This is a genomic window from Escherichia sp. TW14182 (assembly GCF_000208525.1).
In the GTDB taxonomy this organism is placed as follows: domain Bacteria; phylum Pseudomonadota; class Gammaproteobacteria; order Enterobacterales; family Enterobacteriaceae; genus Escherichia; species Escherichia ruysiae.
Map to the genome: position 1 here is coordinate 1 of NZ_AEJZ01000258.1, position 681 is coordinate 681.

Annotated in this window: 3 protein-coding genes; all 3 read right to left on the reverse strand. The window is 58.3% G+C overall.

Annotation, left to right across the window (positions count from 1 at the left end; genetic code table 11):
* Positions 1-93, reverse strand: a 93-nt coding sequence (locus tag EQY_RS27540; protein ID WP_038809086.1) for a DUF1380 family protein, incomplete at its 3' end; no start/stop codon positions are given.
* 14 nt (positions 94-107) lie between these two features.
* On the reverse strand, positions 108-329 hold the full coding sequence (locus tag EQY_RS0119050) for a YubE family protein (RefSeq protein ID WP_001104866.1): 222 nt from the start codon (positions 327-329) through the stop codon (positions 108-110).
* Positions 330-681 (reverse strand): DNA methyltransferase (locus tag EQY_RS0119055; protein ID WP_000496273.1); only part of this gene is annotated, 352 nt, incomplete at its 5' end.

Genomic DNA, 681 nt, shown 5'->3' on the forward strand with positions numbered 1-681 from the left:
CTCTTCCGGGGACCAGACAACCAGCATCAGTGGCGTGTCTCCCGGATACTTTGCTGCCAGCTCCCGGCAGAGCATTTCGCATGTTCCGTACATACTCTTCTCTCCCCTCAATCTTTAAAGCACGCATCCAGTTCCAGAATTTCGGTATACGCCTCCATGAACAGGCGATTGGCGCGATACAGAGTCTGGCGTGCCAGGCGTTCAACAAGCACATCGGAATCAAAGCGACAGCGATGCTCCATATCGTTCAGCCTGGCCCGAAGGTCACACATGGCATTGGCCACCTCCGCCACGTCGGCGCGAAGTTTTTCGTGTCCGGCATAGTTCATTTACGCAGCCTCCGGCATAAACCAGTCATCATTCGCGGCCCCCTGCTGCATGGTCCGTTGCACGGCGGCAAGGCGTTGCTGCCCGGCACGGTGATACTGCTCAAGCAGCTCGATACCGATATACCGGCGTCCGGACTGGAGGGCGGCCACGCAGGTTGAGCCGCTGCCTGCAAACGGGTCCAGCACAATCGCGTTCGGGTGTGTGAAGCTCTCAATCAGTGGTTGCAGGCTGGTAACGGGCTTTTCCGTCGGGTGATGGCGGTTGCCCGAATATTTCCAGCCCAGCACGTCGGGTAGCGGGTTTTGTGGCAGATGTGGACGACCTTTTGCCAGGATGTAGGCGCATTCGTGG